Genomic DNA, 24,409 nt, shown 5'->3' on the forward strand with positions numbered 1-24,409 from the left:
ACTTATGCCGCCTCAGAGGAGGCGGCATTGATGACGGTCTGGTGATGCACTACGGGTGGACGTTACCGAACTCCGCGATGCGTTGTTCCGCTGGGGATCAGGCCCGCCATAATTTCAGGCCATCCCGCCCTGATCGTTTCACTTCATATAACGCTTTATCAGCGCGCCGCAGCCACTCATGTATTGAGTCGGCTTTATCAGCACTGGCAATGCCAATACTGACTGAACACCTGAACGTTACAGAAGCAGGCAGGCGTAATTGCCCAATATTTCTTTGAAGCGATTCGGCCAGTCTGATGATGTCAACGTCATTCGAATCACGAATGATAACGCCAAGTTCATCTCCGCCAAAGCGTGCCGGAATGTCTTTCATACCTACGCTGTCACGTAACAGGCCGGAAATTTCAGCCAGCAAAAAATCCCCGGCTTCGTGACCGAACGTATCGTTAACGTTTTTAAAATGGTCGACATCTATCAGTATCAGATACGCTCTGGTGTCACCCCGCAAGGTGCGCAAAAGCTCGCTTTCAAGCCGGCGTTCGAACAAACGACGATTAGGGATTTCCAGACCGGGATCCATCAGCGCAATTCTCTCCAGCTCACGGTTCTTCTGACGCAGGCTCAACGTCAAATTGTGTGATACAACGCTGAGTGCCAACATATAGAATGTGGCCAGTGGAAGGGTAAGCCATGCTGTGCGCGTACTAAACTCCATCAAAACCGGCGCGCCTTCAATCGTCCATACCAGAATAAAGGCAAACAGAAATGCCTGCGTAGCAGAGAGCAACTGAGGCCAGCCTCCTGCGGCGTAACGGTCGGCCATCAAAACCGCGATGATGACAAAGGACGGCATAGGACTCACGGCCATCAGCGCAATCCAGATACCGCCAAATGCGGCATCCAGCGTTAAATTTGAACGCTCCCGCGCGGTGGAGTCCCGTGATTTTACGGCAAGGCGGTATGCCAGATAAGGCCAGATAAGAACGTTGCTAATCAGTAATACCAATATCGCTGGTTCTTTCCCCAGTTCCAGGAGAACGGATGCAATCGGCAAAAAACATAAAAGCGTGCCAAGCTGGCGCATGGCAAACATGCGACGGACAAATCGCGTGGATCGCATTTTAAGATGATGATCATCAGGTGAGTAATAGGTCATTCGCACGCGTAATTGACAATATATTTAGCGCAGTTTATCCACAAAAAACGTCCTGCGCTTTAATTTTTAAGACTTTTACCCTTTATTTGTTATTGCCGTTATGATGACTTATGCCGATGATTTGGCCGGGTCCACATGGCCCAACGATCCATGTTATATCGTCAGGCCTTAGCGCGACTGGGCGTTACTTTATCTTCTGCGGCCTTTAGCCACTGAGGCGGACCAGTTGAAATCGCCGACTTCACTGGCCGTTAGCGAAGAGGGTTTCTTTTTCCTGAGCGGTTTTTTACTTTCTTTTTCTGCTTTTAACTTTTCATTAAGAAGTTTATCGGCCATGACCTGCTGACGAGCTTCGCTGTTTAACTCTTTCTCTTTTTTTGCATCAGGTTCTTTGCCGGTGCGTTGACGGTGCTTCTGCATCAGGTTTTGAAGAACTTCATTAACGGCGAGTCGCTCTTCATCACTGAACTGATCGATGGAAATCATTTTCTTGTCATTCATAATCGCTTTCCTCGTGGTGAGTTCATAAGCAGTGTACATCATGCCGTGCTCGCAAAGCGCATTACCTGCGAGTTAAGTGGCTCAGTCTGACAAGGTTAATCACGTTAAGCAGGTATCATTTCCCTTCAGGCAGACTAAAATAAGCGGAAATTTCAACGAGAATCGACGTCATGAAAATTCCCCTGCACAACGACCACAAACCTTTTATCACTGCCCTGCTGGATGAAACGGTAGAGGCGATTGAAATGCACTCACCTCAGGCTGAACATATCGAACGCGCCTTTACCGTCGCCCTCCAGCAACAGAACCGCGAAGCAGAGGCGGACTGGAAGCGCACGATAACCTTTTTGGCGCTATTCGTTTTTCTGTATGCCGCACTGGGTGCCTCATTAACGCTGGACCTGAGCCCGGCTGGCGCAAGCCACAAAAGCATTGAGTATGCTCTGGAGGCTGTTCCGGTACTGATTGCCTTTTCAGGCTTTTTTATCTCCGTACTGTATCTGTTTATTGTTCGCGCAGGTTCACGCCAACGCCGTAACTGGCAAAAAACGATTTTGATGCTGGAAAAATACACCCTCGGGAACCTGTTTAAACTGACGCACCAACAAGGCGCCGGCACCAGCAACTATTCACTCTCATCGATTATGCTTGCCCTTTCCCTGTTCATTTGCCTGACCTGGTTGATTATCTATAACTATCTGACCTTCACCACCAGCGGCGTATTCGGTAGCGTGATTTCGTTATTTATTAGCACGATGGTTTACGTCATTCTGGATATTCAACTCCTCAAGCCCTGGCTGTCCGTTGCTGAAGCGGAGCCGTCAGGCGCTGAGGATGAGAAGAAAGCGGATAAATAATGCCTGCCCGCCCGGCCTGGACCGGGCTTTTCGTGATTTTCTTGCCCAGACAAAGACGACGTCGATCTAACCGAACGGTGTTAAGAAAATCATTTAAAGTATGTTGTAACTATTACCATTAACCTGTCTTTGCATGCGGTTTCTTTGCGCGGCACTGACATCCCCTGCCAGCACCTTATACAGTCCGAAAAGATCAGAAGCAGGCAAAATAAGTGACATCGTCACGTTAAGTTTGTTTTTGAAGAGGCTCCCCTTCCGCGCTCATGATTGAAAAGCCGCCATTGCGGCGTTAATCAAAAGGGAATTCGCGCGCCAGCACTCTGGCAATGACGTTTAGCGCCCCTTCATCCTGATTGCTTTCCGTTTTAAACCGCGCAACGGCTGAAACCGACTCAACAGCATTGGCCATTGCAAAACTGAAACAGGCCTGGCGCAACATTTCGATATCGTTTGCACTGTCGCCGATGGCCACCACCTCACAATCGCTGATGCCCCATTTTTGTTGCAGCAAAGCAATACCATGTGCCTTGTGACAGCCTGGAATAATCAGGTCAATAAAGCCATAGCCGCTCGATACGGGGTGCATAATATGATCGATTTCACCGAGCTGGTTATGCAGACGATCCATCAGGCTGTCTATGCCTTCGTTGGCCAGGTTAAGCGAAAACTTAAAAATGGTGTCATCGATATCATAAAGATTATCGCGCTTTTCAAGTCGGTAATAATGATTGTTAAGCATCTGAATAACGCTGTCTGGCATTGAAGAATGGACATAAGCGCCTTTGCGTCCACAAACGACAGTGCTGATATCCGGCTCTTTTGCCAGGATATCCAACACGCGGTGCACGCTTTCCTTTGCCAGCTCACCACAAAAAATTTCATCATCGCCTTCTGATACCCACGCACCATTTTCGGCAACAAACGCAATGTCGTTTTTGATGTCAGGAAAGTAGCGCTGTAGCTGATAATATTGATTGCCACTGGCGACAACAAAGTGAATACCTTTTTGCTTTAGCAGGGCGTACTGGCGTGAAAAGCGCTGGACGTTGTACTGCTTGTTTTCGTCCAGAAACGTCCCATCCATATCCACTGCAATCATCCTTACTGCCATTGTCATCCCCCTTTTTCCCGGCCTGAACAGGCTCACTCATTTTTAAGCTTACTCGTTGAAGGGGATAATGAGAATTCCAGTCATCAAAAATCCTTCTGTTCGCTCATATTGTGCGCCAGTTCCGGTTTTCACCAACAGCAATCTGTTAAACATAGTGCTGACTTTCGAATGAAATGAAATAAACCTTCATATGTAAAATGAAAACACTGTTAAGGGCGCAGTCATGAATGTAAAGCTTCAGCACACAGCGTTACCCACGGATATTTCAGCCGCCATCCGCCAGTTTAAACAGCAGATCCGTCAGCAGATTGGCGATGTTGAAGGCTTATTCAGGCAGGTTTGCCAGAGAACCGAGCAGGCGATAAGCGACGCAAAAGCGGAAGAGCGGCTAAACGGCAGCGCCTGGCCGGTTATTTCACCCGAGGAGATCACCCAAGGGCTGACGCCTGAAACCCGAGAAAGCATCAAGCGCCGTGGCTGTGTAGTGGTTAAGCAGCATTTCCCTCGGGAACAGGCGCTGGCATGGGATACCTCCATGCTGCGTTACCTGGACGAAAATCAGTTTGATGCACAGTACCGCGGCCCGGGCGATAATTTCTTCGGCAGCCTGGAAGCATCCCGCCCTGAAATCTATCCCATTTACTGGTCTCACGCACAAATGGAGGCGCGTCAGAGTCCTGAAATGGCCCAGGTGCAGTCATGTTTAAATCGCCTGTGGACGTTTGAATCCGGGGGCCAGCAATGGTTCGATCCGGACGTGAATCTTATCTATCCGGATCGCATTCGTCGGCGACCGCCAGGAACGACCTCGAAAGGGTTGGGCGCACACACTGACTCCGGCGCGCTGGAACGCTGGCTGTTGCCCGCTTACCAATGCGTTTTTCGATCGATTTTTGACGGCAATCTTGAGCATTACGACCCATGGCATGCCGCACATCGCAGCGAAGTGGATGAGTTTGATGTTCCTGATACCACAAAATGCTCGGCTTTCCGGACGTTTCAGGGCTGGACGGCGCTGTCCGATATGATGCCGGGTCAGGGCTTACTGCACGTGGTTCCCGTACCGGAGGCCATTGCATATGTGCTGCTGCGCCCATTGTTATCGGATGTCGCTGACGATGAATTATGTGGTGTTAAACCGGGGCGCGTACTCCCGATTAGTGAAAAATGGCACCCGCATTTGGTAAAAGGATTATGCTCCGTACCGGCGATCACCGCAGGCGATTCGGTATGGTGGCACTGTGACCTGATTCATGCGGTCGCACCGGTTGAAAATCAACAGGGATGGGGAAACGTTATGTATATTCCCGCGGCGCCAATGTGTGATAAAAACCGCGCTTATGCGCATCAGGTGGCGAGTGCACTTGAGCAGGGTCATTCCCCTGCTGATTTTCCGCCTGAACATTACGAGGCCGGCTGGAAGAACCGGTTTACCCTCGCCGATCTCAATTCGGTGGGTAAACGTGGACTGGGTTTAGCCTGAAACCAGTGAGACTCAACGTCAGAGCAGAGAACCATGATGAATACGCGTCAGCAGAAAATTATTGAACTGGTTAATACCCGAGGCAATGTCGCCGTCAGCGAACTGGCTGGGCTGGCCGGTGTGTCGGAGGTTACCATTCGCCAGGACCTCAACCTGCTGGAAGAAAAGCGGGTTTTACGTCGGGTTCACGGTGCGGCTCAGGCATTAGACAGCGACGACGTTGGCGTGCGAATGCATACCCGCTATGGGATAAAACTGGCGCTCGCCCGTTATGCAGCCGGGCGGATTAACGATGGCGAATCTGTATTGATCGAAGGCGGCAGCACCAACGCCCTGCTGGCACGTATGCTGGCCAGCCGCAAAAATTTGACGTTAATCACCGTAAGCCATTATATCGGCCATCTGCTTAAAGACGCGGCCTGTGAAGTCATTATTCTGGGCGGCATGTTGCAAAAGCGCAGCGAATCAATGACGGGGCCCTTAACCCGGTATTGCGTACAGCAAATGCACTTCCATAAGGCCTTTATTGGTGCAGATGGCTGGCACCCGGAAACCGGCTTCACCGGGCGGGATATGCTGCGATGTGATGTCGTGGACGCCGTGCTGGCTAAAGGTGCAGAAAGCTACGTTCTGACCGATAGTTCTAAATTCGGGCAGATCCATCCTTATCCTCTGTCTTCCGGTTTTCAGCCCGGTCACGTCATTACGGAAAAGGGGCTTTCTCAGGACGTGGTGGCCGGACTCGCGGCGCAAGGTATCGGGTTAATACAGGTCGCGATCGACTCAGCACAGTAAAGGCATCAGGTGATGCCGGTAATGGAATCACGCACAACGAGGCTGCCCTGATAGGGAGTAAACGGCGTTAATTCACCGCCATCCAGCATAAAGACCAGTCGATTAATGGTGTCATTGATCATATCGGTAACGGGAAATTTAACACTGGAGAGCGCAGGCGTTATATAAGGGGCCAGCGGAATGTCATCAAAGCCAATGACCGAGACGGTTCCAGGTACAGCAATATTATTTTCTGTAAGCTGTTTGATCGCCCCGATAGCCATTTCATCATTGCTGGCGACGATAGCACTAAAGGGCTGTCCGCTCGCCAGCAATGTTTTCACCGCCAGCATCCCACTTTGCGCCGTCCATTTGCCCTGCACAATTAGCTGCTGATTCGCTGCGATTCCCTGAGTGTGAAGCGCGGTTTTATAGCCCGCAAGTCGCTCCTGACTGGTCGGCGAATCCAGTGATCCCGTAATAAATGCAATATTGCGATGGCCCTGTTCAATCAGGTAACTGACGGCCCTCTGGCTGGTTGCCTGCTGATCGCTGTAAATACAGAAGCTGTCATTAATTCGCAGACGACGATTAATGACCAGCACAGGCTGCTTGTGCTGCGAAATAATCGCATCCAGCTCGTCGATGCTGAGAAAACGCGGATAGATGATAACGCCATCGCAACGTAAATCGAGCAGAAACTGGATGGCAGCGCGCTCCTGCTCAGCGGTATGTTTGCCATCGGCCAGGATCAACTGCCGATTTTGCTGCTCCATAATTCTGGCAGAGTGAGACATTAACTCACTGAAAATGTTGCCACTGTACAGTGTATTGGTTACAACCAGCCCGATGGTTTGGGTACTTTTATTTGCCAGATTACGTGCCAGCAGATTAGGTCGATAGCCTGTCTCCGCAATGGCCAGCAAAACCCGTTCCCGCTTCTCCTGCCCTACATAACCCTTACCTGACAACACCCGCGAAACTGTCGCTTTTGAGACGCCGGCGCGTTTTGCTACTTGTGAAATGGTTGTCATGTTATCGCTGCCAGAATCTTCTGAGTAAATGGAGTTTACCTAAGCCTTTCATTATTTGAAATATTTAGCCTTAATGTCGTGCCGCGTGCTTCGCCACTCAAAGTGATTATCATCACAAAAATAACATCAGCCTATTTTACACTCTTGTTTAAAAGGTGAAATCTCTTCATGATTTTGTGAAACCGGTTTCCTATTTAGCCGCACCGTGGGTCAGATGCAGAGTAAGGCAGGCTGACTGGCGAAGTAAAACAACAACACGACGGTGAGAGCGGAAACCCGAGCGCACTTTCCTCTTCCCTACGAGATAAAATCATGCCAGGAAATTATGCAGAGATTTCACAGGCTATCGTCAGTAAGCTGGGTGGCCTGACTAATATCAGTGCGGTAACCCATTGCATGACCCGCCTGCGTTTTGTGGTGAAGGACGACCATCTGGTTGACCTTGCCGGCCTGAAAGCCATTAACGGCATCATGGGCGTTGTTCATACCGATACTCAGTTACAGGTGATTATTGGTAATGAGGTAGCAAAGGCTTATCAGGCCGTGCTGGCATTAGGCGAACCGCAGTCGGACGGCGCCGCGCCCGTAAAACGCAAAATGACGCTTAAAAGCGTAGGCGCCGGCATTCTGGATGCGCTGGTTGGCACCATGTCACCGCTGATTCCGGCTATTATCGGCGGTTCAATGGTCAAGCTACTGGCCATGATACTGGATATGGCTGGCGTATTTGAGAAAGGCTCATCAACCCTAATCATACTTAACGTGATGGGTGATGGTGCCTTCTTCTTTTTGCCCATTATGGTGGCGGCGTCTGCCGCGCTGAAATTCAAAACCAATATGTCACTGGCTATCGCCATTGCTGGCGTGCTGGTGCATCCCAACTTTATTGACCTCATGGCTAAAGCCGCACAGGGACAACACGTCGACTTTGCTTTTATCCCGGTCACGGCGGTGAAGTATACCTATACGGTGATACCGGCGCTGGTGATGACCTGGATTTTGTCTCACATTGAACGCGGGGTGGATCGTATCACCCCTGCAGTGACAAAAAACTTCCTTAAGCCTATGTTGATCGTGTTAATCGCCGCGCCGATCGCCATTGTATTGATAGGCCCGATTGGTATCTGGATCGGCAGCGGGATTTCCGCTCTGGTTTACACCATTCACGGTTATCTGGGCTGGCTTTCTGTGGCCATTATGGGTGGGCTGTGGCCGTTGCTGGTCATGACAGGTATGCATCGGGTTTTTACTCCCACCATCATCCAGACCATTGCCGAAACGGGTAAAGAAGGCATGGTGATGCCTTCTGAGATTGGCGCCAATTTATCGCTTGGCGGCTCGTCGCTGGCGGTGGCCTTTAAAACAAAAAACCGCGAATTACGTCAAACCGCGCTGGCGGCGGCGGCCTCCGCTATTGTGGCTGGCATTTCCGAACCTGCTCTATACGGCGTGGCAGTGCGATTAAAACGCCCCTTAATTGCCAGTTTGATCAGTGGATTCATCTGCGGTGCCGTGGCCGGCATAGGCGGTCTGGCCAGCCATTCAATGGCCTCACCGGGTTTATTTACCAGCGTCCAGTTTTTTGACCCGACCAATCCCCTGTCGATTGTCTGGGTTGTCGCGGTAATGGTACTTTCCGTGGTGCTGTCGTTCATTCTTACCCTGATTCTGGGTTTTGAAGATATTCCAGAAACCACCCCTCCGGCGCCATCACAACCTGGCGCATCCCCCGAACAAACGAAAGCGGCTAACGCCAGCTGATCATTAATGACCCTGTTAAAGAGGATTTCATGTCTGAAGCAACATTCCCTGAAGGCTTTTTATGGGGCGGTGCCTTATCCGCCAATCAGTCAGAAGGCGCTTTTCTTGAAGGCGGGAAAGGACTCACTACCGTTGACATGATCCCCATTGGCACCACGCGTATGCCAGTAAAGCTGGGGCAGGAAAAACGCGTTGAGTTGCGCGATGACGAATTCTATCCCAGCCATACTGCGATCGATTTTTATCATCGTTATCGGGAAGACATTGCCTTGATGGCAGAAATGGGCTTTACCGTCTTTCGCACCTCAATTGCGTGGAGCCGTATCTTTCCGCGTGGCGATGAAAGCACGCCGAATGAACAGGGCCTGGCTTTTTATCGTGATATGTTCACCGAATGTCGTAAACATGGCATTGAACCTTTAGTGACGCTCTGCCATTTTGACGTTCCCATGCATTTGGTTACGCAATACGGTTCGTGGCGTAATCGTAAAATGATTGAGTTTTTTACCCGCTATGCCCGCACCTGTTTTGACGCATTTGATAGTTTAGTGAAGTACTGGCTGACCTTTAACGAAATTAACATCATGCTGCACAGCCCATTTTCGGGTGCCGGATTAGTGTTTGAACCCGGTGAAAACAGTGAGCAGGTTAAATATCAGGCAGCTCACCACGAACTGGTCGCGAGCGCCCTGGTGACAAAAATCGCGCATGAAATCAACCCTGATAATCAGGTGGGATGCATGCTGGCTGGTGGCAATTTTTATCCCTGGTCGAGCAAACCTGAAGATGTCTGGGCGGCGCTACAAAAAGATCGTGAAAACCTGTTTTTCATTGATATTCAGGCGCGAGGTGCTTATCCCGCCTACGCTGCGCGCCTTTTCCGCGAAAAAGGGATTCAGATTGAAATGGCAGACGGTGATGCGGATATACTCAAGCATACCGTCGATTTCGTGTCGTTCAGCTATTATGCATCCCGATGTGCTTCGGCCGAGATGAATGACAACAATAGCAGCGCGGCAAACGTGGTGAAATCCCTCACCAACCCGCATATTCAGCGGAGTGAATGGGGCTGGGGCATCGATCCGCTTGGCCTGCGCATAACCATGAATATGATGTATGACCGTTATCAGAAGCCGCTTTTCCTGGTCGAGAATGGCCTGGGCGCACGCGATGAGTTAACGGAGAAAGGCGAAATTATTGACGATTATCGTATCAGCTACCTGCGCGAACATATCCGGGCGATGGCCGATGCGATCGGAGACGGTATTCATGTTATCGGCTATACCACATGGGGCTGTATCGATTTGATTGCCGCATCAACCGGCGAAATGAGCAAACGTTACGGGTTCGTTTATGTGGATCGTGACGATCGTGGAGAAGGCACGCTGGCCCGGCGGCGGAAAAAGTCCTTCTGGTGGTATAAAAAGGTGATAGAAAGTAACGGCAGGGATTTGGATTAATCGCACAGCGCGCTTCAGCCTCTTAACCGACTGAAGCGCTGCTGGCAAAACCCCCTGAAGCAGGCTGTCCTGCTTTTCAGGCGACACTGACTGTCGCCTTCAGGGCATTTACTTCTGCAGCAACCAGTGTTCGATATCGCTGGCCGGGAGCGGCTTCGAAAAGAAGTAACCCTGTATCTGGTCACAACCGTATTGCTTCAGCAAACTCAACGTGGCTTCAGTTTCAACGCCTTCTGCCAGTACCGTATAGTTCAGCTCTTTCAACATCATGATAATACTCCGCACGATGATTCTTGACGCATGATCGCCATCCATTCGGCCAATTAAAGACATATCGACCTTAATGACATCTAGCGGTATTTCCTGCAGATAACTGATATTACTGTAGCCCGTACCGAAGTCGTCCAGCGAAATAACAAATCCCTGAGCTTTAAGCGCCTCCAGCCCGTTAATGGCGATATCACTCTCCGTAATGAGCTCGTTTTCCAGACACTCAATGCCCAGTAGTGCTGTCGGCAAGGCTGCCGCCTGCATTTTACTGGCTAAGCCAGAAGCAAACTCTGGTCTGGAAAAGTCACGCTCGCTGACGTTCACGGATACCGGGATAAGTTCAAACTCGTTGTTCCATTGCTTAAGCTGAATAATGACGCGATCGATAACCCAGTCAGTGAGGACAGAAATCAGGTTGGTTTTAATGGCCAGCGGTATAAAGTCGGCCGGAAACAGTTCGCCTCTCTCTGGGTGGTGCCAGCGGATCAAAGCCTCAAGCCCTACGGTTTTTCCCGTTTTTAAACAGACCTTTGGCTGATAAGCGAGGTACAGGCCTTCATCTTTTTTAAGCGCCTGAGCCAGATCGTTCATAATCAAAAAATCTTCAGTGCGACGCGAATCATAAGCATGATCGAACGTCATGGCGCCCATGTTTTGATGGATACATTCGTGTAATGCACTGACCGCCTGGCGCACCACTTCATTCGCATCGATGTCGCGGGAAACAAACTCTGTCTCACCCGTATAAACATCAATATCAATCGTAATGTTATCCGCTAAATCTGCTTTAAGGCTGGTTAATACCTCAACGGTGCTTTGCGCATTATAACCACCAAGATAAGGTTGTATTAACGCAAACCGGCCGGGCGCAAATGAATACAGCATGTCATCTGACTGCAGTTGAAGACGAACACCGACCAGTCCGGCAATTTGTCTGAGCAGGTTTTCTACCGGCGCAATGCCAAAAGTACGGGATAACTCATACGCCTGTGGAATATCAAGGCAGTCGATGAGGATCAGGCGAAAACGACGATCGGGATTATTGACGGCCAACTGCTGCATGTCGCGAATAAGTCGGGGCCGGTTGGGTAAAAGCGTGATCAGGTCCGTGAAACTGGCAAGATTCCAGGCATCCAGAAAAGAACTAACCAGTTTTGCCAGCGACTTTAAGGTGTCCAGTTGCTCATCACTAAACGTATGAGGCTTTGTGTCGGTCACGCAAAGCGTGCCTAAAACCAGCCCTTCCAGATTAGATAACGACACGCCTGCATAAAACCGAATGTGCGGCTCACCCTCAACAAGTGGATGAAAGGTAAAGCGGTTATCCTGTAATGTGTCCTGCACAACGAGCTGTCCGTCACCGTCAATCACGTGACGACAAAGGGAAACTTCTCGTGCGGATTCTTTAAGATTGAAATTACGGGAAACCTTAATATATTGATTTTTATCATCAATAATAGAAATAAAACTGCCTGAAATGCCCAGTACCTGCGCGGCAAGATGAACAAACTTTTCCAGCACCTCATCCCTGGTAACATCAGGTGACAAAAGTGCTTTAACCGCTTTGAGACGATTTTCGTCATTGCCACTTTGATTATTGTGCACAACAGCCTCCCCTTGTGCGGGTGCAAAAACGCAGAAACTAATTTAGCCTAAATTTAAATATTTAGCGCCCTGTTAAAGGACGATTTATCGCAAACAAGGGCTATGCGAGACTGTATAACATGACCGGAACTTTTTTCTAAGATTTTTAACGAGAAACCGCGCCGTCAGCCTCGCGCCTGGCGTTTTCAGCTATGTCGATATCACACATGACTGCAAGCCAAAGTGAAGCAATCGCGCCAATAAACGACCTGATTATTCCGGGCATATTTATCATTCACCTCATCAAAAGCGCAGCTGCCTGCCTGAATAACCGCAGGCTATAACATGAAATGCGTTCAGCTGTTGCGCTTACCGCTCTTTCAGCAATATCTTCAGATCGTTTTGTGTAACGCGTTACCGCCTCCTTCTCTGGGCCTGACGGGGCGGAAGCGAAAATGGCGGCTCATACACAAGCGTAAAACGCGCGCTACCCTGTTGCTGAAGCCAACAACACCAACCGCGATCATATGGCTATAAATAGTCAAGATGTCGCAGGCCACCTGTCGCGTCTTTTCTGTCTGATTTATCGACGCATAAGGTAACGCCTGTCCTGCTGCCCTTTCCTTTCTTCTGCACGGCTGTCAACAGGCCTTCGAAATCTGTCCTTCCCGTAGTAAGCTACGCCCTACAGCCAATATGGGTCATGTCCATTGAGCGTTGAGCGTTGAGCGTTGAGCGTTGAGCAATGACGAAAGCTGACGGTAACCCGTTTGACTATAATTAACAGATTTAAAACCCCTGCCAGATGGCTTCGTTTATGGGCTGGGTGTTCAGGAATGGAAGTATGCTGACTGAAGAACAGTTGAATCACATTGTCACCCACCCCGACGACGTTTCTCATCAGGTTGTGGCAATGGCAAAAGAGTTACTGGCCTACCGGGCCGCTTTCGCGCGGCCCTATGCAGTCATAGAACCTTTGGGGATGACCTACATCGGCGATGAAAATGCAGCCATGGTCTGGCACCCAAAACATGGTGAAGACGGCGATACACGCTTGTATCTCAAACCCCTGATAGACGAGTAACGCTCGCTGGCGGGATAACGGTTGCGTGACCCAGGCGCGTATTTTATCAGCCGGTTCAGCGATGTCGTGTTCTGGCGCCAACCCTGGTACCTGCCTGACGCATTTATCCTGTCGCAAACCCTTAATCCTTTCTCAGCCGCGCGCTCCTCTGGGCAAATCTTGATGCCATGCCCGGGCAATAATCTGTGCCACGCGGTTAACGCGCTGTTCCGCCACGCACTCATCCGCACCCGATGGGTCTGCAACACCGCCATAGGCAACGGCGTGTTACACGGGTTCCGCGATCGTCAGCGCAGGGAGTGGGTTTGACAGCAACCTTTGCCGGATCTCATTATCCAGGTTGGCATCGGTGACAATATCCGTAAGCTCCTTCAAATGCACCACGTTGAACAGCGACCATGCGCCGTATTTTGAGCTGTCTGCCAGTAAAATTCGGCGCTGGGCGTTCCTGATCAGGTCCCGTTTGAGCGCGGCCTTTTCTTCTGTAGGCGACGTCACGCCCTTAACCCCATCCCATCCGTTACCGCTCAGGAAGGCAATGTCCGGATGAATATTATTAAGCAGTTTTCGCCCGTGGTCACCAATGCACGACTGGCTGCTTTCATCAATGCGACCGCCAATAATTGTCACTTCAATCTGTTTGAACTCAGACAAAAACAGCGCGATATGGAGATCGTTGGTGATCACACGCAAAGGCATATGGGTAATCTGTCGCGCCAGCTCAAACATGGTAGTACCGGCGTCCAGTATCACCGCATCACCGGCTTTGATAAAACTGGCCGCAACGCGGGCAATCGCGTGTTTCTCAGCCAGATTGCGCGACGACTTTTCCAGCGTCGTGGGCTGAGAAGGGATAAACCGGTTCAGGGTAACGCCGCCATGCGTGCGACTGACGACACCTTCGTGATCGAGTTTAATCAGATCGCGTCTTATGGTCGCAGGTGACGCACCGGTCACCGTAACAAGCTGTTCAACCGTGACCAGATTGTTGCCTTTAAGATAATTCATGATCGATTCTAAGCGACTGTTTTCTTTCATGTTATGTGTACCTGAACAGGTTTTTATTTTCCGTAATGCTGCCATGATCGCAAACTGTGCTTTTTGTGTCCAGGTAATCTCTGGAAAGGTGATTAACTCAGCTCACTGGTGAGTAATACCGCTTTATGCGCCCGCCTCCTGACCACCCTGCTCAGACTGTTCAGGTAAAATCGTTTTAATTTCTCTGACGAAAAGTGGAGACATTAAATATTGTCGCGGAGTACGAGGAATCGTTATTCATCCCTTTCGCAACACCACACCCGCACTCTTGCTGGCTGCCTGACGATTAACAATGACTCGCGATAGAAGATAGCGGATCGGTAAAAATGGCAATATTCAGGCTGAATTCAAAATGCGTAGCAGGAGAGAAGGATAATACAGGGCGGGTACGTAGAGCATAAGTGGAATAACAGCAGCGTTCCGTGCTGCCAGGAATAGATTACCGATAAACGTTCAGACTATGATGTTATAACGGCATGAGCATACTTACATTGCGTCACGATATTCTGGCCAGGCAACCGCATCGGACTGCCCCGAATCTGGCGACGCAAACAGACTGCCCTGAAAGTTGATCACGCCCGCGGCTTCCAGCCACATCCACTCTTCCGCTTTCACGATGCCTGCGGCAATTACCGTGATTTCTAATGCTGAACAGCATTTGATGATCGCCTGAACAACTGCCTGTTTCGGGCCGCTTCGATGAACATCCGTGGTGATACTGGAATCAATACGAATGCGATCGGGCTGAATGTGGGTCAGCAATGACAATCCTGCCGAGCCCGCACCGAAGTTATCAACGGACAGGCTGATACCGGCGGCTTTAAGCTCCCTGACAGCCACGGAAAACGCTTCCAGCCGTGAAATAACTTCGGTTTCACTGACGCCAATGACCACCTGCTCCGGCACCAGACCTGAGGCGTTGATGGTTGCAACAATTCTGGCAACGGCGTCCGGCACGACCACCAGCGTCATAGGAAGCAGGCTGACATACAGGGTCATTTCATCCGGACAGGCCCTGCCTGCCATCTCGAAAGCTTTAATCACGGCATCGAGGTCGGCATCATGTAACTTTTTATCCGACCCGTTGGGATCGCTGCCGCTGTGGCGCGTATCCGTAATCGCCTCAATAGCCGTCACCTGCCTGGCAAGGGGATCAACAACCGGTCGGAAGGTGATACCCGAAGGAGAGGATTTTGCCGCGCTTGAGGCAGGCGCTTCAGGAATGAATTCCCAGTATTCTGACGGTAATACCTCGTAGTAGTTTTCTTTTTCACGTGCTTCTACGAAGGTACGCAGGAACTGCAGCGCTCTGTCAGCATAGGTCAGCTGATATTTGGAGGTGCCTTTATCGAGAACCGCCTGAAGCACGGTTGAACGATCGTGTTCACGCAAATCGAACAACTCCATTCCGGCGTTACCGAAGCGACGGGATGGCGCGTAGTCACGCATCAGTTCTACCACGTTGTGATGTCGGCGATCGGCACAGATACGTTGGTAAATAGCAAGAACGCCCTCTTCCGGGCCTTCCAGCAACTGGAAGAAATGTGTGCCATTAAACAACAAAATGCCTGTCACTTCATGGGAAGCATTAAGTATGCTGGCATCATCCACCATTCCTGGAAGCGTCTTAACAGGAACGTCATCCGAAATGTGGCTGCGGTAAATAATGGTGGTCAGCAAAGGGCAGCTCCAACGTCGTCGTGATTGTAGAAGATAGCTTATCAGTTATTGTCCAAACATGCAGGTATCGGTTCGCGAACAGGCACAATAATTTACATTAATATACTACGGTGACGACGCTTCATCGCGGCACGATCCGGATTAATCTTGTGGCGTCGTGAAACCTATTCATTAAGGTTATTTATTTAAAAATGCCTATTCACCGTAAAGATCCCGACATGGCTTATTGGTTGACTTTAACGCCTCGTTACCGCCCGCCATTGAGACAAGATAATGCCTTGTATTAGCTGACATTGCAGACGTAACCATTGAGTGCCATCCCGTCAGGCGGCGTAATGCACAACGCATAAATGACATAAGACCCGGCATGTATACATTAAAAAAAACGAACAATACCTGAAATTTAATTTAGGGCTGAATGATAAAATAAAAGTGAATCGTTTGATTAAAATGGCCGCACTATTATTTATAATATTTCAGCGTCAAACTTCTTAACCAAAAAACAACGCCAAAAAAACGGATACAATTTGCATTAAGTAAAAAGACATGAAAACTTTATAATTCCTACCCTCACTCTCCACAAGAAATAAATTAATTGCTTTTGCCTTTTATATTGATTGGGTTTTATTTCCAGCATTTGTCGTACACTCTTTTTTTGCAGTTCTATTCAGCAAACGGGCAGGAGCGGGAATGTCTATGGAATACACTAAAAAGGAACCTCACCGCACCAGTGAAAAAAATGCACTCAGCATTTCCGATCGCGGCCGGGATGAAGGTCTGAAGAAATTTCTGCGTCTGGCCAGCCAGCTGCTGGGCACCCATGGAAGTTATATTACCGTTCTGACCGATGAACAGCATATTGTTCGCGCCAGTTATAATATTGAGCTGCAAGATTCATCTCGCGAGCAGGCCTTGTGCCGGCACGTGGTCGAAGGCGGCGCAACGGTCGTTGTCACGGATACCTGCCGTGATGCACGTTTTGCTCATCATCCGTTAATAACGCATGCGCCTTTCATCCGCTTTTATGTCGGCACGCCGCTAAAAAACAAAAATGGCCTGATGCTGGGGACGCTGTGCGTAACGGATACGGTACCGCGCCCTTTCGACAACCAGCAAAAAAATATCTTTGAATCCCTGGCAGCGTTAGTTATCGCATTCCTTGACGCCTGGCACTCTGCGGCTTTTGTCGAACCGGTTACTGGCCTGGCGAATCGGGAACGTCTTGTTCGTGATATACAGCTCCTTGCTAATCTGAACGACACGGCTTTTCGCCGTCTGGTGCTGATTGACTGTATCGATATGTCACGCGCGTTCGAATTATCCCGATCGTTAGGTATGGCATCGCTGGAGTCGTTGCTTAAAGATGTGGCGACGCTTCTGCCTTTACGCCTTCGACCAATCAGTGGCGGCATGCTTTATACTATCGCCACCGGGCGTTTTGCGATTTTAACCCATACTGACAGCCACATCAGTGCGCGCTGGGTGGTCGAGCGTCTTAATGGAATCAGTGCTGATGTCGGTGATGGTCTGACTATGGCCCTGACCACCTGCGTCGGGCAAACAGATTTTGTTGCCGGTGATGCCCCCGCCCATGAGGTTCTCCGACGAGCAGTCAATGCGCTGGAATATGAGAGTGACCAAAAGGTCTCGCCGTTTCGTCTTGATGAATTAAGCGATTCAGGCTGTGCGCCAGATTTTACCCTGATGAGCGAACTGGCAGAAGCCTTACGACACAATCACGGTTTATATTTAGTTTTCCAGCCCAAGGTATGCCTGAAAAGCGGCAAACCTGTGGGCCTTGAAGCACAGATGCGCTGGCACCATCCGTTGCGCGGCGACCTGCCGGCAGATAATTTTGTCACGCTGGCTGAGGGAACAGAGCTGGACAAACAGCTCACAGCCTGGCTGGTCGACCGCGCTATTTGCCGCCTTAAGCGTCTCCGGCATCACCCTATTCAGTTACCTGTAACGATAAGTCTTCACGAGCGAGATGTTGCTGACGTCGCTTTTGCAGAAAAGCTGGCGGAGAAAATGCTAAAGGCAGGGCTGCCGGTCTCACTGCTCATCATCAAGATAGTGAAAACGGAGCATATCATTGACAGTCCGGCCGCCATGCTGGGGCTGGAAATGCTCAGACGTCTGGGATTCAGTATGACGTGGGAGGATGCCGCTAAAGGCTATAGCAAAATACGCTACCTTCGCCAAAGCCCGCCTGTCATCATCAAGCTTAATAACGTCCTGGCAAACGCGATCAATGCAAAAATCACTTCACGTCTGATAGCGCACAGTATTTTTAGCACCTTAAAAGAGTTTAATACGATCGTCTTAGCGGATGAAACCGGCTTTCCCGCTGCGACGTCACCCCTTGCCGCTCCCCCGCAAGATAATGATGTCGCATATGAATATTTCAATATCAAGCCCATGGCCGAAACTGAACTGGATGCCTGGCTGCGTTGGAAGTTACCTGGCGAGCCTTCCGGACACTAACGGTTTACCCTTCTGAACGGATTGCGAGGAGAGGTCTGGCCGATTGTTTATTTCTTTGCCAAATAACGTTTATTGTCACGCGCCTGAATACGCGCTTCCACGGGCGAGGGAAAAATATAATTATACAGGTCACGATACAGGCTCAAATGCTTGATCACGCCTTCACGAATGGTTTTTGTCATATCATTCACTAAAAAGTCACAGGTAGTCTGAAAACTTCCCATTTTAAAAAAGGCTTTATCAAAAACCGTGACTGTTCCTTCCCATTTCATCAGGTACTCATCTCGCGTCGCATCGTGGCTGGCAATAAACAGACCTTTATGGGATTTAACACCGTGGTTGCCAACATACGTCACCGGAGAATCATAACCGCGCTTGCTGCGCCAGCGGCAAAATTCATAAGGAACATCATAATGCGGCAAAATAAAATCGGGGCAGCGAAAGTGCGCGTCGCTTAATAAGCCATCGAGCGTGACAGAAAAATGCAAAAAATCCTGCATGAAATCGAACTGCCGCGTTTTAGTATATTCAACATGGATGTTGAAATTACCGGATAATACGTACCAGTAATTAGTAAATCCATTGACCAGAATACAAAAAACCTGCCAGTCACTGAGACGACGATCCCCCGCTAACCCTCTGAAACGACTGATCATCAACCTTGATTTTGGATGCTGATACGCTTTAAGTAACGGATCATTCATACCTTTCAGTAACATCAGGCCCACTCCTTAGTAATTTGGCTTATCCTGCCATGTCGTTTTCATCCTGAAAAGGTGGCGTCTTCTGATTATGCGGCCTGAGGCACTGGCCTGACGCTTTCTCGCACGCATTGGCTGTTCCCACATGCTTTATCTCATCGTTTCAGGCACTTTCGCCAAACGCCAGTACGCGCTTGCTGCTGAATGAAAAAGTGTAGAGGGCAGAAACACAATTCCAGAAAAGTTGCGGATAATGGAGAGCGAGGCTGTGGAAGAAATCAGAAGGGAAAGAGCGCCAGTGCGCGTTGCTGATGAAACTGAATAAAATCATGTTTCAATGCGCAATAGATCTTCATATCGCCCTGGCAGGCACGTTGTGCGGCGTATTTGACCGCAGCATATTCATGGCGAATCGCGGGAAAGTGTCGCAAATAATCCCGGAACGCCAGGTGCTGTATGATATGCGGACTCCCCGGGAGAAAAGCATGAATCTGGTGGGTACGCGCCTGAACACCTTTAGTAAAATAGCGTCTTCCCGGAATACCGTTTTCTCCGCGCGGTTGATAGCCTGCCTGTATTAGCCCAGACTCTGCTGTTGGCGCATCAGGATTCATCACTTCTGCCAGAATATCGATGACAGGTTTGGCTGATAACCCTTCAACAGCCGTACGGCCAATGTGGTGGATAGCCACAAGATGCTCACCCAATGCCGCCGCGATAACAGCAGCTTCGGTAGAAAAGTGATCCGCCCATTCGGGCCGGTATTCACGGATAATCAAAGGGAAACGACTCATTGATGCGCATCCGTTCTAGCGCCCTTTTTTCTTACGACCCGGCTGGGTAAAGCGCTTGCGTGACGCCGGTTTATCCTCTGACTTTTCGCCCTGTTTAACGGCATTTTTTGCCGGTTTCTTTGCCGCCGGACTCTTCTGTGGTGTTTTCTTCGCTGGCTTGTCTTCTGAAGAGGAATTTTCGAGTAACTTAAACAGTTCAACCCGTTCATCATCCGTGAGATCGCGCCATTCTCCTAAAGGGATGCCTTTAAGATTGACGTTCATGATGCGCGTGCGTTCAAGCTTAGTCACTTCATAGCCAAAGTGTTTGCACATGCGACGGATTTGCCGGTTAAGCCCCTGAACCAGCGTAATACGAAACACGTAAGGCGCTTCTTTCTTTACTTTGCATTTTTTGGTTACCGTACCCAACATGGGAACACCTGACGCCATGCCCGCGATGAATTCGTCGGTAACAGGCTTATCGACGGTCACCACATATTCCTTTTCGTGGTTGTTGCCGGCACGCAAAATTTTATTGACCAGATCGCCATGGTTGGTCAGGAAAATTAGGCCCTGAGAATCTTTATCAAGCCGACCAATAGGGAAAACGCGCTTGCTGTGATTGACAAAATCACTGATGTTATCGCGCTCGCCTTCTTCCATAGTGGTAATAATGCCGGTTGGCTTGTTCAGCGCAATCAGCACCAAATCATCTTCATCACGTGGCTCAATTAACTGACCATTCACTTTTACGACATCGCCTGCAAAGACCTGGGCACCTACCGCCGCGCGCTTGCCATTGATGAAAACGTTGCCTTGTTCGATAAAGCGATCGGCATCGCGGCGGGAGCATATTCCGCTCTCACTGATGTATTTATTGAGCCGTGTAGATGATTGGGTCAGCATGGTTCCTCCAAAAACGCGCACTATACCTTACCGAAACCCGCTTGCGAAGCGGGATCCGTCAAACTTTCTGAGCCGTTCACCCTCCCTCAGCCAGGTAACGATTTATCTCGTGGCGATGACCTCAGGACACAGGCCGGGGTATCCGGCAGTCCAGCGCCCGGGTTCATGAGCAAGCAAACCTTTATCGCGTCCCTGCGACAACATCCTCTTAAAAACGAGCGCTCAGGCCCAGGTTCCATGTGACGTCGCGATAATCACGGTCACCCACCACCGTCGAAACAGCGGCAAATGCGGTCACCGCCTCGCCCAAGGGCACATTGGCGCCAACGGCCATATCCACCCAGTCTTTATCCTGGCCTGCGCTGGTGCGCCGGAAGGTGGTGCGGGTAGATTTTAACCCCGCGCTCACGGCTGAGTCGGTGTCGCCAAACTGGTGGTTATAGCTGACCTGTGCCCAGGGGTTTATCCATAATCCTTGGGTGTCGATACGCCAGCCCGCTGCGCCAATCTGTGAGTGCCGCGTTTGATCGGAGAAACGCATGGCGCTGCTGCTGTCGCCCCGTTCCTGATAAGCATCTGCCTGCACGTAGTCCAGTGCATAGCTGGCTACCGGACCGGTAGTGATAACCTCGCCTAACGGTAAATCCCAGCCTGTCTGGACGCGCAGCCCCATCAGTTTACCCCCGCTGCTTCCCTGCTCCGTTCGCGTTGCAGGTCCAAGTTTTATCCGCCGTTCTATTGCGTCGTAATCCAGATCCGCATAGTGGACGTCGGCGTTAAGCCAGAGCCGATCCACCAGCTGCAACTGGCTCCAGAGCGCAACCATATTGCCACGCAGCCGGTAATCATACCGATCAGAGGGATGCTGGCGTTGACTGGCGGTCGACAGCAATGCACCGGCCTGCCAGTTATCGCTCAGTTGATAACCGATGCCCACAGACAGGTTGGCGGTATCGGTGTCGCCATCATTGAAAACATCGTTTTTATTGCGGGCATGCTGACCGGCATAACCGCCAAATACGGTGAACTGACCGGACTCAGCGGGTTGCTTGCGCTGCTGCTGAAGATGGCCATCCAGTGTGTTGTGCATGTCATGCAGCATGGCGAGTGGGGCCTGCGTCAGCACCGCAACCTGCGCGGGTGCATCCAGAATCGACTGAATGTAGTCGGCAATGATGGCATGTACCGCCGGACTGGGATGAAGGCGATCGGCGAACAGATAATTTTGCTGGGACGAAAAACCTGCCGTTGATGAGGTACAGTCAACGGAGGAGGTTCCGGGCGGACAGGCCATGCCTGCGGTATTACTCAATCCATAAACCGCGGGGTTGTCGATGACTTCACTAAAGAGCCCATTAATATCAACCCGGACGATATTTCCCTGGGTATTTGCCAGCGCGTTTTCCTCCAGCTGATTGTACCGCGCCGTCAAGACTGCCGCCTGAGCGCTCAGCTGTTGCCAGGCGGCGAATAACTGCTGTGCAATCAGATCGCGAACCGCCGGGACACCGGAGAGTTGTCCGGCTGCCTGATTGAACGCAGCCTGAATAGCCTGCTGTCTGGCGGCACTGTTGGGCGTTGCGGCAGCATCCAGTGACTGAAAGGCAGCGGACACGGCTGCGGCACTAAACGGCTGAAGAATCGCCTCGATCAGCGCGGGCGTGGCGCCTACGTTAGGGACTGTCGGCACAATCACGGTGCCTGCGCCAGCATTGAGCAGCGCTTTCACCTGACTGGCGGCCGCACCGGCACTGTTGTCAATGAGGGTGGTTGCCAGCGGAGGAAGCGCAACGGCTGCGGCCAGGTCGTTACCGCCTATCCAGTGAATATATAATCCGTTGGGATCGGCCCGACCGTTGGTCGATGCGAGGTAACGCGCCACCTGATCCTGAGTATTAAACTGCGGATTAATAGCGGGTACGGCAACGGCCCCGCCTGCCGCGTAGTTGCTGCCGCCCTGGGAAGAAGGCTGGAGCGTAAGCCCTGCCTGCCGCGCAAGGATTTCGTCATACAGCGGATTGGTTGCAGAATTATAGGTAAACCGACCCACATTTCCGGTATCGCTCAGGCTGTCACCGAATACGGTAAGACTGTCCCATGCCATGGCCGGCAGCGGTGTTGTCAGGGCACTCACCGTGGCCAGCGCCACTAAGGATACAGGAAACCACACGCGCGCTCTCTTCATCATTTGCTCCGCTCAGGGATGTAACAAGGATGGATAAATCGAAGAACAGCAAATAACATCACGGCTCAGTAATAGCCGTTGAGAGTAAAAGGCTCCAGGTGAGAGCTGGGGTGCGCTCGCAAAAACGAAAACTTTTTTTAAAATTCCGAAAAGTGCCAGCCACAGCCGCACCTGAGCCCGGAGCGCGAAAAACGTGCCCGGCGAGGCCAGGACGGAGGCAATGTCGTCAACCCTGGCGGCCGTGGACAGGCATCATCAGGTTGGAGCTGTGTGACACCCAACGAAGGCGCTATTTTTTAGCCGCAGGCTTAAGCCCGCGGTAAAGGTCCTGCAGTCTTTTCATGGTTTTCACGGTGCGGTCAGGCAGGGAGGAGGCAACCGACAAAATCATCATCTCCAGGCAAACCATTACGGTGCCATGGAGCGGAATTCGCCCCTTCTCTCCACCGCGTGGAACGTTGATTACCACATCCGCTTCGCGGGCAAAAAAGGAGTCAGTGGCATTCGTGAGTAAAATAATGGGCACGCCGAGTCTTTTGGCTTCACGCACCACGGTGCTTCCCTCACGGTGGGCAGACTTCTGCGCCATCATGATCAGCACATCGCCGCGCTGCAAGGCCAGCATTTGCTCCGCCAGCGCTATCCCTGCCCGATTAAGTGAGAATGACGCCAGGCCGATTCGGTTTAACAGGCGGGCGCTGTAGTCCGCAAGGATGCCTGAGGCATTGATGCCAAAAATGGCAACCTGACGGGCTTCGATCATCAATCCGGTAGCCTCGGCCAGCGCCTGACGGTTTTGCTCAGAGGATAAAACATGGCAGGCATGAAGATGCCCCTGCAAAACAAAGTCTATTGACGAGGTGACATCACGCGTTACGTCGTTGACCGTGGTTGTCATCTTCTCCTCTGAAGACATGCCAGGGCCGAACCAGGCCTGCAGCACTTTTTTCAGATCGCGTAAGCCCGAAAACCCCAGCGCCTGGATTGCGCGGATAACGGTGGCGTCAGAGGTATGATTGGCGTCAGCAATATCCATCGCCGTGCTGTCAAGCACCGTTTCCCGGTTGCTATTGATGTAATGCGCGACAGCCAGAAGGCGTGGAGAGAGTTGATGCTCACGTGACCGGATACGCTCACCCACGATATCAACGCGGCTTTTAGTCTGCATTGCGATGATCGTCCGCCTTATCATTTTCACTAGTAAACATGTGATGTTATTCCCGCACGTATTGATCCTGAAGCGACATGAGTGCCGGAAACCTGAATGCAGGAGGCCCCAATAAGCCGGATAAAGGATAATGTTTCTCATTTCCCGCCTGCAGATAATGGCCCTGCACAATGTAGTCAGCAAGCAATTTCATCGCCCACAGGATCCTCCTCCTGGGACAGCTTACGCGTTCACTCGCCTAGTATGAATTAAAAAAATCATTAAATTCAATATATAAAGTCCTTCATGCACCGCTTTTACTGCATGCCAGGTAACATTTCAGAATGTAGTGAAAACCCTCTCTTTTCTGTTTACTACTACATCAGCCAATGATTGAATGATTATCAATTACAA

The 24,409-nt window shown here is 50.7% G+C and carries 19 protein-coding genes; 7 read left to right on the top strand and 12 right to left on the bottom strand.

Going from position 1 to position 24,409, the window contains the following annotated elements:
* Positions 1-97 precede the first annotated feature (97 nt).
* Positions 98-1,156 carry a diguanylate cyclase gene (locus tag EL29_RS22195; protein ID WP_028716050.1) on the bottom strand — a complete coding sequence of 353 codons (1,059 nt, stop codon included), beginning with the start codon at positions 1,154-1,156 and terminating at the stop codon, positions 98-100.
* Positions 1,157-1,345: 189 nt separating this feature from the next.
* On the bottom strand, positions 1,346-1,657 hold the full coding sequence (locus tag EL29_RS22200) for a hypothetical protein (RefSeq protein ID WP_014333049.1): 312 nt from the start codon (positions 1,655-1,657) through the stop codon (positions 1,346-1,348).
* Positions 1,658-1,827: 170 nt separating this feature from the next.
* On the opposite strand from EL29_RS22200, the gene EL29_RS22205 reads away from it, so the two are divergent.
* Complete coding sequence (locus tag EL29_RS22205; RefSeq protein WP_014598185.1) at positions 1,828-2,514, top strand: RipA family octameric membrane protein; 687 nt, start codon at positions 1,828-1,830, stop codon at positions 2,512-2,514.
* A 289-nt stretch (positions 2,515-2,803) separates the two neighbouring features.
* Here the strand turns inward: EL29_RS22205 and EL29_RS22210 are convergent, their stop codons facing one another.
* Positions 2,804-3,625: a Cof-type HAD-IIB family hydrolase gene (locus EL29_RS22210; RefSeq protein ID WP_014604586.1), complete on the bottom strand. Its 822-nt coding sequence runs from the start codon at positions 3,623-3,625 to the stop codon at positions 2,804-2,806.
* Between the two features lie 223 nt (positions 3,626-3,848).
* Here EL29_RS22210 and EL29_RS22215 point away from each other — a divergent pair, with 223 nt between their 5' ends.
* Positions 3,849-5,108: a DUF1479 domain-containing protein gene (locus EL29_RS22215; RefSeq protein ID WP_028716051.1), complete on the top strand. Its 1,260-nt coding sequence runs from the start codon at positions 3,849-3,851 to the stop codon at positions 5,106-5,108.
* 36 nt (positions 5,109-5,144) lie between these two features.
* Positions 5,145-5,903: a DeoR/GlpR family DNA-binding transcription regulator gene (locus EL29_RS22220; RefSeq protein WP_033766318.1), complete on the top strand. Its 759-nt coding sequence runs from the start codon at positions 5,145-5,147 to the stop codon at positions 5,901-5,903.
* Between the two features lie 5 nt (positions 5,904-5,908).
* Here EL29_RS22220 and EL29_RS22225 read toward each other — a convergent pair whose 3' ends face one another.
* A complete protein-coding gene (locus EL29_RS22225) occupies positions 5,909-6,916 on the bottom strand; it encodes a LacI family DNA-binding transcriptional regulator (protein WP_013028057.1) in 1,008 nt (335 codons plus the stop codon).
* 312 nt (positions 6,917-7,228) lie between these two features.
* Between EL29_RS22225 and ascF the strand changes: the two genes are divergently transcribed.
* Together ascF and EL29_RS22235 are read left to right on the top strand one after the other, a co-directional pair.
* Positions 7,229-8,677: a PTS cellobiose/arbutin/salicin transporter subunit IIBC gene (gene ascF, locus EL29_RS22230; RefSeq protein ID WP_028716053.1), complete on the top strand. Its 1,449-nt coding sequence runs from the start codon at positions 7,229-7,231 to the stop codon at positions 8,675-8,677.
* Between the two features lie 29 nt (positions 8,678-8,706).
* Positions 8,707-10,137 (top strand): 6-phospho-beta-glucosidase, encoded by a 1,431-nt coding sequence (locus EL29_RS22235; protein WP_028716054.1) that lies wholly within the window; start codon positions 8,707-8,709, stop codon positions 10,135-10,137.
* Positions 10,138-10,245: 108 nt separating this feature from the next.
* On the opposite strand, the gene EL29_RS22240 is transcribed toward EL29_RS22235, so the two are convergent.
* On the bottom strand, positions 10,246-12,012 hold the full coding sequence (locus EL29_RS22240; protein WP_013028054.1) for a sensor domain-containing phosphodiesterase: 1,767 nt from the start codon (positions 12,010-12,012) through the stop codon (positions 10,246-10,248).
* 823 nt (positions 12,013-12,835) lie between these two features.
* On the opposite strand from EL29_RS22240, the gene EL29_RS22245 reads away from it, so the two are divergent.
* Positions 12,836-13,075: a hypothetical protein gene (locus EL29_RS22245; protein WP_014598192.1), complete on the top strand. Its 240-nt coding sequence runs from the start codon at positions 12,836-12,838 to the stop codon at positions 13,073-13,075.
* Positions 13,076-13,342: 267 nt separating this feature from the next.
* On the opposite strand, the gene EL29_RS22250 is transcribed toward EL29_RS22245, so the two are convergent.
* Together EL29_RS22250 and EL29_RS22255 are read right to left on the bottom strand one after the other, a co-directional pair.
* A complete protein-coding gene (locus EL29_RS22250) occupies positions 13,343-14,113 on the bottom strand; it encodes a DeoR/GlpR family DNA-binding transcription regulator (protein WP_014333036.1) in 771 nt (256 codons plus the stop codon).
* 486 nt (positions 14,114-14,599) lie between these two features.
* Positions 14,600-15,793: a diguanylate phosphodiesterase gene (locus tag EL29_RS22255; protein ID WP_013028050.1), complete on the bottom strand. Its 1,194-nt coding sequence runs from the start codon at positions 15,791-15,793 to the stop codon at positions 14,600-14,602.
* Between the two features lie 690 nt (positions 15,794-16,483).
* Here EL29_RS22255 and EL29_RS22260 point away from each other — a divergent pair.
* Complete coding sequence (locus EL29_RS22260; protein WP_028716055.1) at positions 16,484-18,280, top strand: sensor domain-containing phosphodiesterase; 1,797 nt, start codon at positions 16,484-16,486, stop codon at positions 18,278-18,280.
* A 47-nt stretch (positions 18,281-18,327) separates the two neighbouring features.
* Here EL29_RS22260 and EL29_RS22265 read toward each other — a convergent pair whose 3' ends face one another.
* From EL29_RS22265 to EL29_RS22285, 5 genes are all read right to left on the bottom strand, one after another.
* Complete coding sequence (locus EL29_RS22265; protein WP_014333033.1) at positions 18,328-18,999, bottom strand: hypothetical protein; 672 nt, start codon at positions 18,997-18,999, stop codon at positions 18,328-18,330.
* Positions 19,000-19,259: 260 nt separating this feature from the next.
* A complete protein-coding gene (locus EL29_RS22270; RefSeq protein WP_028716056.1) occupies positions 19,260-19,775 on the bottom strand; it encodes a GrpB family protein in 516 nt (171 codons plus the stop codon).
* A 15-nt stretch (positions 19,776-19,790) separates the two neighbouring features.
* Positions 19,791-20,663, bottom strand: coding sequence for a 23S rRNA pseudouridine(2604) synthase RluF (gene rluF / locus EL29_RS22275; RefSeq protein ID WP_014598194.1), 873 nt, complete (start codon positions 20,661-20,663; stop codon positions 19,791-19,793).
* Between the two features lie 208 nt (positions 20,664-20,871).
* Positions 20,872-22,848: an autotransporter domain-containing esterase gene (locus tag EL29_RS22280; protein ID WP_028716057.1), complete on the bottom strand. Its 1,977-nt coding sequence runs from the start codon at positions 22,846-22,848 to the stop codon at positions 20,872-20,874.
* A 289-nt stretch (positions 22,849-23,137) separates the two neighbouring features.
* Positions 23,138-24,016 carry a MurR/RpiR family transcriptional regulator gene (locus EL29_RS22285; RefSeq protein WP_014598196.1) on the bottom strand — a complete coding sequence of 293 codons (879 nt, stop codon included), beginning with the start codon at positions 24,014-24,016 and terminating at the stop codon, positions 23,138-23,140.
* Positions 24,017-24,409: the final 393 nt, after the last annotated feature.

The sequence above is a fragment of the Pantoea ananatis LMG 2665 genome (genome assembly GCF_000710035.2).
GTDB lineage: Bacteria > Pseudomonadota > Gammaproteobacteria > Enterobacterales > Enterobacteriaceae > Pantoea > Pantoea ananatis.

Coding starts and splice junctions, on each gene's coding strand:
- EL29_RS22280 (WP_028716057.1), bottom strand. CDS start 22,848: ATGAAGAGAGCGCGCGTGTGGTTTCCTGTATCCTTAGTGGCGCTGGCC.
- EL29_RS22270 (WP_028716056.1), bottom strand. CDS start 19,775: ATGAGTCGTTTCCCTTTGATTATCCGTGAATACCGGCCCGAATGGGCG.
- EL29_RS22200 (WP_014333049.1), bottom strand. CDS start 1,657: ATGAATGACAAGAAAATGATTTCCATCGATCAGTTCAGTGATGAAGAG.
- EL29_RS22220 (WP_033766318.1), top strand. CDS start 5,145: ATGAATACGCGTCAGCAGAAAATTATTGAACTGGTTAATACCCGAGGC.
- EL29_RS22210 (WP_014604586.1), bottom strand. CDS start 3,625: ATGGCAGTAAGGATGATTGCAGTGGATATGGATGGGACGTTTCTGGAC.
- EL29_RS22225 (WP_013028057.1), bottom strand. CDS start 6,916: ATGACAACCATTTCACAAGTAGCAAAACGCGCCGGCGTCTCAAAAGCG.
- EL29_RS22205 (WP_014598185.1), top strand. CDS start 1,828: ATGAAAATTCCCCTGCACAACGACCACAAACCTTTTATCACTGCCCTG.
- EL29_RS22285 (WP_014598196.1), bottom strand. CDS start 24,016: ATGCAGACTAAAAGCCGCGTTGATATCGTGGGTGAGCGTATCCGGTCA.
- ascF (WP_028716053.1), top strand. CDS start 7,229: ATGCCAGGAAATTATGCAGAGATTTCACAGGCTATCGTCAGTAAGCTG.
- EL29_RS22195 (WP_028716050.1), bottom strand. CDS start 1,156: ATGACCTATTACTCACCTGATGATCATCATCTTAAAATGCGATCCACG.
- EL29_RS22265 (WP_014333033.1), bottom strand. CDS start 18,999: ATGTTACTGAAAGGTATGAATGATCCGTTACTTAAAGCGTATCAGCAT.
- EL29_RS22245 (WP_014598192.1), top strand. CDS start 12,836: ATGCTGACTGAAGAACAGTTGAATCACATTGTCACCCACCCCGACGAC.
- EL29_RS22235 (WP_028716054.1), top strand. CDS start 8,707: ATGTCTGAAGCAACATTCCCTGAAGGCTTTTTATGGGGCGGTGCCTTA.
- rluF (WP_014598194.1), bottom strand. CDS start 20,663: ATGCTGACCCAATCATCTACACGGCTCAATAAATACATCAGTGAGAGC.
- EL29_RS22250 (WP_014333036.1), bottom strand. CDS start 14,113: ATGAAAGAAAACAGTCGCTTAGAATCGATCATGAATTATCTTAAAGGC.
- EL29_RS22260 (WP_028716055.1), top strand. CDS start 16,484: ATGTCTATGGAATACACTAAAAAGGAACCTCACCGCACCAGTGAAAAA.
- EL29_RS22215 (WP_028716051.1), top strand. CDS start 3,849: ATGAATGTAAAGCTTCAGCACACAGCGTTACCCACGGATATTTCAGCC.